Raw genomic sequence first — 8,186 nt, 5'->3', positions numbered from 1 at the left:
GACACGTCCAGCCCGGCGAAGAACTCCATGGTCCGTCTCCCGCGATGTTTTGATCGCGGTACGGTACCAGATCCCGCATCCGGTGCGGTCCGTTTCGACGTCCCGGCCGGGCGCGGCGGCGACACACGCCCCGTGCCCCGATTGCGGCCGGCATTTGTCCGAACCCTGCTTCCCTCTACGCCCATTTACGCTCTCTTACACTATTATATATAAAATTGATCTTTTATTTTGATTTGAATTGTGAGATCTGCTGTGATGGCTGGAGTTTCCAGCGACTAAGCGGCGGGTTTGGTCCGGTCCCTGCCAGTGAGGAAAACGCCAAACATCGCCGCTTGCCAGGAGGCGGGTTTGAGGCGAACGAGCGCCAGCCAACATCGGACCCACATGCCCCGTGACCCCATTCTGCTTATCCCTTGGTTCGACCGGACCGTGACCATCAGGCCCTCCGTTGTGTGGTGGTCTCGAAGTGAAGTGTCAGGAACACGCCGCCATCGCGGTCGCTGCTGGCGGCCCGGACCTGCTGGTCGCCGCCGCGATACCCAAGCACCTGCCAGTCCGACGCCGGCAGGACGCCGTCCAGGGCGGCGATGACGGCCGCGCCCAGCGTGTCGACCGGCGATCATCGGGGCCGCGCCGGCTTTCGGACGTCACCAGCACCACCGTCATGATGGTCGTCACGAGGGTGCGGTGGACGGTGCGCTGGGTCTGTTCGGCTGCCTCGGCGGTGGGCAGCACGTAGGCCGCCGGAACCCGTTCGGGCAGGCGCCGGGCGGCGATCAGGGCGGCCAGGTCGTTGGCCGGGCCGACGTACCGCAGGTCGGGGGCAGCGTTCCGCACCAGGGCGATGATGGGGTCGACAAGAGCGGCGCCGATCATCAGAGCGCCCCCGTGACCCAGTCGGCGATGATCTCGCCCGCCTCGGTGCGGTCCTCCGCCGACAGTCCAAGGTACGGGCGTGCGGGGATGGTCACCTGTTGGACCTGGACCGTCCGACCGCCAATCCTGAACGTCAGCGCCTTGGCCGCCTTGGGTTTGATCAGGGCGCCCAATTGGTGCGGCCGCGCGTATATAAGGTTCGTGCCCTGGCGGACCGAGGTTGGGCCGGCCTCATGCGTGATGCTGCCGCGCAGATGGCGCCGATCGGTCAGCGTCTGTCCGCCTTCGGACAGGGCGCGGATCGATTTCGGCCAGGGCTGGCCATCCGGATCGGTCTCGGTCTCGAACCGATGGTCGACCGACGTGTCCAGCATGGTGCCGATCATATCCATCGCCGGCGTCAGATCGCCGGTGCGGGCGATCAGCCCGTCCAGGCCGCGCCCGACGAACTCGTCACCGGAGACGGTGATGGAAATACCGGCCATCAGAAGCCCCCCATGTCGCCGCCGAACTGACGCGGCGGAGCGGGCACGATCGCGGCCCCACTGGTCGGCGCGCCGCCGACGTCCAGCGGCTGCTGGCCCGTCTTGGGCCGAAATGGGACGGGCGGCGGCGCGTCGACCGCTCCGGCGCCACGGTCCATCGCGTCAACGCTGAGACGACGGACTGATAGACGCGATGCGCGCATCGTTCGCGGCCAAATGACCCTTATAGAGGCATATAACTTCATGTTGACAACGTTTCGTCGCCCACCCTACACTCGTTTTGTTATCGTACAGATTTCCCCGCTTCTCGCATCCGCGAGGAGCAAGCCCCTGGACCCTGCCAACGGGAGGCGACCATGGCGGAAGAGCTCGACCGGAAACTCCGTGATCTGGAGGCCGCGACCGCCGAGTCTGCGGACAAGATTCCGCGGCTGAGGCGCTATGTCGAGGACATGTACGCTCAGGGCACCACCCTGTCCTGGAGCAATCTGTACGAACTGGCGGCCCGCTTCGCCAGCGAGAACGACGAGGAGTTCTTCAAGTTCATCCTGGAGAACTATCGCGACGTTCGGGCCGACGCCGAGGCCACGCGCTACGTCCCGCCGTCGGCGCTGATCGTCAGCACCGAGCGCGCCGAGGCCTGCGTCGCCGCCGTCCTGGGCATCGGCATCGGCTGGGTGTGGGCCTGGCTGGCCGTCTCGCCCTGGACCGCCGACGCCACCGCCATGGCCGAGGTCACCGGCATCGACGCGACCCCGGCCTGAGCCGGCGTCCCCCAACCGATCTGGACTGGGAAGGGAGCGGGATTATGGCTGAAGAACTGGACCGCAGGCTGCGCAGGATCGACTCCATGGATGTGGCGATCGCGGAAAAGATGCCGCGCATCCGCCGCTACCTCAAGGAATTCGAGACCCGCAACATCGCGCTGACACAGGATGATCTGATCGAACTGACGCTGCGCTTCGCCAGCGCGCGGGACGAGAAGTTCTATGCGTACATGAAGGAGAACCTCGGCGAGGTCGTCGAGCGTCCGACGATACCGGCGCTGCCCTACGTGCCGCCCTCGGCCGCCGTGGTCAGCACGGAAAAAGCGGAGGCGGCAATCGCGGCGGTGCTGGGCATCGGCATCGGCTGGGTCTGGGCCTGGCTTGCGGTGTCGCCGTGGAGCGCCGACAAGACCGGCGCGCCCGTCGCCACGTCCTGACGCCGTCTCGCCTGCGTCCGGAGAGCCCCTGGATGGTTCGGACGCAGGCCCCGACGCAGGCCATCGGCGGGCCGGCCCGGGCCACTTTCGTCCCCGGCCATGGGAGAGGGCGATGCCAGACACGCCAGTCCCGCGGGCATGTGCGCCGCCGTTGCACGCGCCGTCGCCCCCGGCCGGACCCCGACCCCGCCTGAAGGGCCGCGTGCGCCCGGAGGCCTTCGGCGGCCTGCTGTTTTGCGTCGAGCCAGTGCGCATCCTTACGCTCAACCCCACCGCCTACCGCATCGCCGCCCTGCTTGCGGAGGGGCACGCGCCGGCCACCATCGTCGCCGCGCTGGCCGAGACCTTCCGGCAGCCGCTGGCGGTCATCGCGACCGATGTCGAGGCCTTCCTGGCCACGCTGGCGGCGCAGGACCTGCTCGACCGGTCCCCGGACTGAGCCCGCGCGCCGGCGCGGGCGATGGAGGACACCGTTCCATGCCGCATGACGCCCTTTCGGGCCGCCCGCGGGTGCGCCCCGACGCCGCTCCGCCCCCGGTGCCGGCGCCCGCCGCGCCGAGCCCGGGCGCCCAGCCCCCGATCGGAACCCCTCCGATCGGCACCCCTTCAACCGGCCACCCCCTGATCGGGATGTTCGACCACGAGCTTCAGGCGCCGCTGTCGATCCTCCTGGAGCTGACCCGGCGCTGCAACCTGCACTGCCGTCACTGCTTCTCGAATTCGGGGGCGCAGGACCAGACCCCGGAACTCTCCACCCAAGAGTGGTTCGCGGTTATCGACCGGCTGGCGGCCCACGGTGTCTTCCTGATCTTCTTCGGCGGCGGCGAGCCGCTGTGCCGGACCGACCTGCCGGCCATCGCCGAACGCGCGCGCGGCCACGGCATGGACCTGTGCCTGCTCAGCAACCTGACCCCGGTCACCCCGGCCATCGCCCGCCGCCTGAAGGACATCGGGTTCTACAAGGTGGAGGGCAACCTGGACGGCGCTACGGCCGAAGTCTACGAGGCCCTGCGCGTCACCCCGGGCAGCTTTGCACGGTCGCTGGCGGGCATCCGCAACTGCGTTGAGGTCGGTCTGCCGCTGCGCATCAACTGCACCCTGACCCGGCTCAACGCCGAGCACATGGAGGCGGTGGCGGCGCTGGCCTGCGACCTGGGGGTGACCGACCTCGCGTTCCTGCGCCTGATCGAGGCCGGGCGCGGCGGCGACAACTTCGATAGCCTGGATGTCGGCGAGGCGGTCTACCGCGCAGAGCTGCTGCCACGCCTGAAGGCGCTGCGCCAGGCCTACGCCGGCCACATGGACATCGGCTACGAGCAGGACGAGGAGATCATCCGCGCCTGCGATCCCAACCAGATGATGCCGTGGTGCGGCGCCGGCCGCATCCACTGCACCGTCACCCCGGACGGCAAGGTCAAGCCCGACCATTCGTTCCCCGACGACGACCCCCGCGTGGTCGCCGGCAACGTCCGGGAACGCGACATCATCGACATCTGGCGCACCGCGCCGCTGTTCCAGACCCTCCGCCACACCCGGTTCGCGCGCTGCGCCCGCTGTCGCCACGTCGCCTGCACCGGCGGCGACGCCTTCCGCATCTACACCCACTACGGCGCGGTCATGGGCGGACCCGACCCGCGCTGCCTGGAGATGGAGGCCACCGATGCCTGACCGGGAGAGCCCTGTGGGGGCGGCGCCGTCCGGTCTGCCGCTGTTCTCGACCGACTTCAGCCTGGCCCCGCTGCCGGAGGACGCCGATCTGGAGCGGATGGTGGCCGCCCTGCGCGCCGCGCAGGTGGTGCCGCGCCGCCTGATCGCGCCGATGTTCGTGCTGCTGGACATCACCGACGAATGCTCGCTGCAGTGCGGCTACTGCTACAACCAGTCCGGCCTGACCGGGCGAACCCGGATGAGCCGCGAGCGCCTGTTCGCCATCGCGCGCGAACTGGTGGACATGCGGGTGTTCAGCGTCTGCGTCTGTGGCGGCGAGCCCACGCTGCACGGCGATTTCGTCGACGTCATCCGCTTCCTGCGGCGCCACGACCTGCTGGTGGCGTCGATCACCAACGGCCAGGACCTGGACGAGGACCTGATCGGCGAGATGGCCCGCAACCTCGCCATCGTCCAGGTCACCCTGGACGGTCCCGACGCCGAGACCCACGACGCCGTGCGCGGCCCGGGCACCTTCGACAAGGCGCTCAAGACGATCGAGCGGCTGAAGGCACACGGTCTGCGTCAGCTCCGCATCGCCTTTACCTGCACCCGCCGCAACATCGACCGCTTCTCCGGTATGCTGGACCTGTGCCTGCGCATCGGCGCCCAGGACCTGCGCACCATGCAGCTCGTGCCGGTCGGACGCGCGCACCGCAACCAGGGTTTCCGGGCCGCGCCGGAGCAGGTGGCGCGGGCCCGCCAGCAGGTCGCCGACTGGATGGCCGATCCGGCGGTGATGCGCCGGATCTCGGTCGAGTGGGGCACGCCACACGAGCATATTCGCGTCGGCCTGGCCTATGGTTACCTGCTGGGCGTGAACATCTCGGCCGAGGGCTTCTACAAGATCTCGCCCTACCTGCCGCTTGCCTTCGGCCAGGCTGGCCGGGTGAGCCTGAAGGACGCCTGGGTCCAGGGCCTGGGCGAGGGCTGGCGGCTGCCCGAGGCGCGCGCGCTGTTCGAGACCATTACCTCGGTCGAGGACTACGAGCGGGCCTATGTCTCGGTTCTGAACCATCCGGAGGCGCACGATGGATACCTCGATCTCTGGCGCGACCCCACGGGCGTCCGCGACGGCCACGGCGCCGGCGGACGCGGCGCCCTCCACTGACGACGGGCGACTTGACAGCCGTCCGCGCCGGCGCGACCTGATGTGGCGGTGGGACGGCGAGGACGGCGCCCATGTGCTGATCGGCGTGCCCTTGACCCGGTCGGCGCATATGCTGAACCCGGTGGCGGCGCGCATCTTCGGCCTGTGCGACGGCGAAACCCCCGTGGCGGCGATGATCGACCGTCTGCGCGCGGCCTATCCCAACGCCGCCCCGAGAATCGCCGGCGACGTGCGGGGCTTCCTTGGCTATCTTCGGGACCTGGAGGTGATCGACGGCTGGCCCGGGTGATCCTGCGGAGCCCGTGGCCCTGGCGCGTGTCCTCTATCACCGGGAGGGACTCCGATGACGGATGCACCGGAGACGCTGTACCAGAGCACCCAGGTCGCGTGGCCCTTCGTGATCGCCGGCCTGGTCCTGCTGGCGGTGGTGGCGGTCTTCGCCATTGCCCGCCATCAGCCCATCGCCTCGCTTGCGGCGGTCGCGATGGCGGGGATCCTGGTGTTCTTCTCGACCCTGCGGGTGGAGGTCACCCGCGCTGACGTTGCGGTTCGTTTCGGCCCGCTGCCGCTGGTCGGCCGGACCATCCCCATGGGCCGGATCCAGGCCGTGAGCGTCGCCCATAGTGCCTGGTGGACCGGCTGGGGGGTGCGACTGATCCGGGGCGGCATGCTATACACCGCCGCCAGTCGCAACGTGGTCGAACTCGCTCTGCCAGAGGGCCGCCGGGTGCAGATCGGCACTCCGGAACCCGAAGTGGTGCGCGCCGCCGTGGAGCAGGCGCGCGGACCAGCCCCGGGGTAGGACGGGGTTCGACCCGGCGGCCCGCACCTCGTGGCGGAACAGCCCCTCGGCGGTGGGCGAGCGGCAGATGTTGCCGGCGCAGACGAACAGGACGGCGACCATGGGCGGCCTTTCTCTGGGGCATCGAGAGACGCCGACACCATACGTAGACGCCCGCATGGACGAAAGACCCCGCCGGCGTCGCCCGAGAACAGGGGCGAGCCGTTGAAGACGATGGCGATCTTGGAGCCGGCGGCGCTGGGGGTGTATGCTCCTCCATACACGGGCGGCTACACCGCCGTGCAGGCCTATGTGCGCGGCGTCCGCCCCGCCGCCAGCCCCGCTTTCAAGCGCCGGTTCGAGACCCCGCCCGGCCGCCAGGCCTAGGTAGACCTCGCCCACTTCTGCGCCTCCTTCATCGGCGAAACGGGGGCCGAGCGGGTGGTGTGGCTGTTCTCCTTCGTGCTCGGCCACAGCGGGTTCCTGTGGGGCCGGCTCGTCCCCCACCAGGACCTGCAGACGGTGCTGCGCTGCCTTGCCGCCGCTTTCACCGCCATCGGCGGGGTCCCCGAGCAGGGGCTCTTCGACCGCATGAAGACGGCCGTCCAGGGCGACGAGGACAGGGGCGCCGTCGATGGTCCCAGCTTCGGATGCGGTTGCCGCGACCGGTCATAGCGGAACGCCGTTTCCGCCGCTACAGGGGGGCAATTTCCCACGTCGGTCAACATGCTGACCGTACCGAACGGCAGTTTACGGGCACTGCGGCTAAGGGGCTGGCCGACCGTCATCGGAGCGCACAGCTGACATGCGGGGCGGAGATGGTCCGCGACGGTGTGGATCCGGGGCCGGATGGGCTTGCGGCATGACGTGATCCGACCAGTCGGTCAGGGCCGTTTTCTTCTCACCCAGGCGAGTGCCCTGGTCCGGGTCGCGATGGCGCTGCCGGCGCTGCCGATGGCGGCCATCCAGATCGACGTGGGCAAGGCCGTCCTGGCCGAGGCGGTCGCCGCCGGTCGGGACCCGACACCGGCGGAGTGGGACCTGATCCTGACGCCGGCCGAGGAGGTGGCGGAGGGGTGCGCGGCCGGGTCACAGAATGTCACGGAATGGCGTGAATGAACGGTGATTCCGTGACGTAAGGCGGGGTGAAAGAAAAGTAAAAACAATCACTTATGCTGAAGTCTGTATCTTGCCAAGGTTGGGGTCGTGAGTTCGAATCTCATCGCCCGCTCCAGTTTAAAGGCCTGATAAGGCTTCCGAAAACGGCTCCCGAAAGGGGGCCGTTTTTGCTTACATGAGCCAGTAAGAAGGGCTGTGTAAGCGGGGTGTAAGCAGGCGAGCCCAAAAAAAGATGCACCGCGCCGCGCATGTGGCCGCACGCGAGGTCACTCGGCCGCCTACAGATGCCCGAAACATGCGTTTGCTGATCTCGTCCCAGACGCATCATCAGGACAACGGTGCGGCAGGCGATGCCGCCAGCCCAATGAGGCCGGGGCATTCCTGCCACCGGTCGACCCGAGCGCCGTCCGCGGGACCCGAGGGCCGCAGGCCCGACGGTGATAGCGCGCCAACAGACGCGGCGCGAAGGTTGTCGAGCGAATTAAAAATTCGCGGAAGACGCCCGCGTTCTCTTTGGCGCGCAACACCCTTCGGCGGGACACGCCCGCCTCGGGTTGCGCGCAGCCGGTCGACCCGAGCGCCGTCCGCGCGACCCGAGGGCCGTAGGGCCGACGGTGATCGCGCGTCAACAAAGACGGCGCGAAGGTTGTCGAGCGAATCAAAAAACTGTGGAAGTCGCCCGCGTTTTCTTTGGCGCGCAACACCCTTCGGCGGGACACGCCCGCCTCGGGTTGCGCGCAGCCGGTCGACCCAAGCGCCGTAGGCGCGAAGGTTGTCGAGCGAATCAAAAAACTGTGGAAGTCGCACGCGTTTTCTTTGGCGCGCAACACCCTTCGGCGGGACACGCCCGCCTCGGGTTGCGCGCAGCCGGTCGACCCAAGCGCCGTAGGCGCGAAGGTTGTC

General features: G+C 68.7%; 11 protein-coding genes and 2 pseudogenes. 9 read left to right on the top strand and 4 right to left on the bottom strand.

Annotation, left to right across the window (positions count from 1 at the left end; all coding sequences use genetic code 11):
* Window positions 1–474: 474 nt before the first annotated feature.
* Window positions 475–876 (bottom strand): phage tail terminator protein, encoded by a 402-nt coding sequence (locus tag GGD82_RS20325; RefSeq protein ID WP_150064211.1) that lies wholly within the window; start codon window positions 874–876, stop codon window positions 475–477.
* Window positions 876–1,361 (bottom strand): phage virion morphogenesis protein, encoded by a 486-nt coding sequence (locus GGD82_RS20320; protein ID WP_150064212.1) that lies wholly within the window; start codon window positions 1,359–1,361, stop codon window positions 876–878. Before GGD82_RS20320 ends, GGD82_RS20325 begins: the two co-directional genes overlap by 1 nt.
* Window positions 1,362–1,717: 356 nt before the next feature.
* Here GGD82_RS20320 and GGD82_RS20315 point away from each other — a divergent pair, with 356 nt between their 5' ends.
* The 7 genes from GGD82_RS20315 to GGD82_RS20285 all read left to right on the top strand — a co-directional run bounded on the left by GGD82_RS20315 (window position 1,718) and on the right by GGD82_RS20285 (window position 6,185).
* Window positions 1,718–2,125, top strand: coding sequence for a hypothetical protein (locus GGD82_RS20315; protein WP_150064213.1), 408 nt, complete (start codon window positions 1,718–1,720; stop codon window positions 2,123–2,125).
* Window positions 2,126–2,169: 44 nt separating this feature from the next.
* Window positions 2,170–2,565 carry a hypothetical protein gene (locus GGD82_RS20310; protein ID WP_150064214.1) on the top strand — a complete coding sequence of 132 codons (396 nt, stop codon included), beginning with the start codon at window positions 2,170–2,172 and terminating at the stop codon, window positions 2,563–2,565.
* 202 nt (window positions 2,566–2,767) lie between these two features.
* On the top strand, window positions 2,768–3,004 hold the full coding sequence (locus tag GGD82_RS20305) for a PqqD family protein (protein ID WP_170284497.1): 237 nt from the start codon (window positions 2,768–2,770) through the stop codon (window positions 3,002–3,004).
* Window positions 3,005–3,042: 38 nt separating this feature from the next.
* On the top strand, window positions 3,043–4,233 hold the full coding sequence (locus tag GGD82_RS20300) for a radical SAM protein (RefSeq protein WP_150064216.1): 1,191 nt from the start codon (window positions 3,043–3,045) through the stop codon (window positions 4,231–4,233).
* The gene (locus GGD82_RS20295) at window positions 4,226–5,383 is read left to right on the top strand and encodes a radical SAM protein (protein ID WP_150064217.1); all 1,158 of its coding nucleotides are present in this window, start codon (window positions 4,226–4,228) and stop codon (window positions 5,381–5,383) included. Before GGD82_RS20300 ends, GGD82_RS20295 begins: the two co-directional genes overlap by 8 nt.
* Window positions 5,304–5,672, top strand: a complete 369-nt coding sequence (locus tag GGD82_RS20290; RefSeq protein WP_150064218.1) for a PqqD family protein — start codon at window positions 5,304–5,306, stop codon at window positions 5,670–5,672. Before GGD82_RS20295 ends, GGD82_RS20290 begins: the two co-directional genes overlap by 80 nt.
* Before the next feature lie 54 nt (window positions 5,673–5,726).
* Window positions 5,727–6,185: a PH domain-containing protein gene (locus GGD82_RS20285; RefSeq protein WP_150064219.1), complete on the top strand. Its 459-nt coding sequence runs from the start codon at window positions 5,727–5,729 to the stop codon at window positions 6,183–6,185.
* A gap of 12 nt (window positions 6,186–6,197) precedes the next feature.
* On the opposite strand, the pseudogene GGD82_RS20280 reads toward GGD82_RS20285, so the two are convergent.
* Window positions 6,198–6,287: pseudogene (locus GGD82_RS20280) on the bottom strand (arsenate reductase/protein-tyrosine-phosphatase family protein); the annotation flags it as partial.
* A 156-nt stretch (window positions 6,288–6,443) separates the two neighbouring features.
* On the opposite strand from GGD82_RS20280, the pseudogene GGD82_RS21305 reads away from it, so the two are divergent.
* Window positions 6,444–6,779, top strand: a pseudogene (locus GGD82_RS21305) (IS21 family transposase); the annotation flags it as partial.
* A gap of 234 nt (window positions 6,780–7,013) precedes the next feature.
* A complete protein-coding gene (locus tag GGD82_RS20265) occupies window positions 7,014–7,283 on the top strand; it encodes a hypothetical protein (RefSeq protein WP_221240838.1) in 270 nt (89 codons plus the stop codon).
* A 278-nt stretch (window positions 7,284–7,561) separates the two neighbouring features.
* On the opposite strand, the gene GGD82_RS20880 is transcribed toward GGD82_RS20265, so the two are convergent.
* Window positions 7,562–8,186 (bottom strand): hypothetical protein (locus GGD82_RS20880; protein ID WP_221240837.1); only part of this gene is annotated, 625 nt, incomplete at its 5' end.

The organism is Roseospira marina, assembly GCF_014197855.1.
Classification (GTDB): domain Bacteria; phylum Pseudomonadota; class Alphaproteobacteria; order Rhodospirillales; family Rhodospirillaceae; genus Rhodospira; species Rhodospira marina.
The sequence above is the reverse complement of the archived record's forward strand: the minus strand, read 5'-3'. Positions and strand labels throughout refer to the sequence as shown.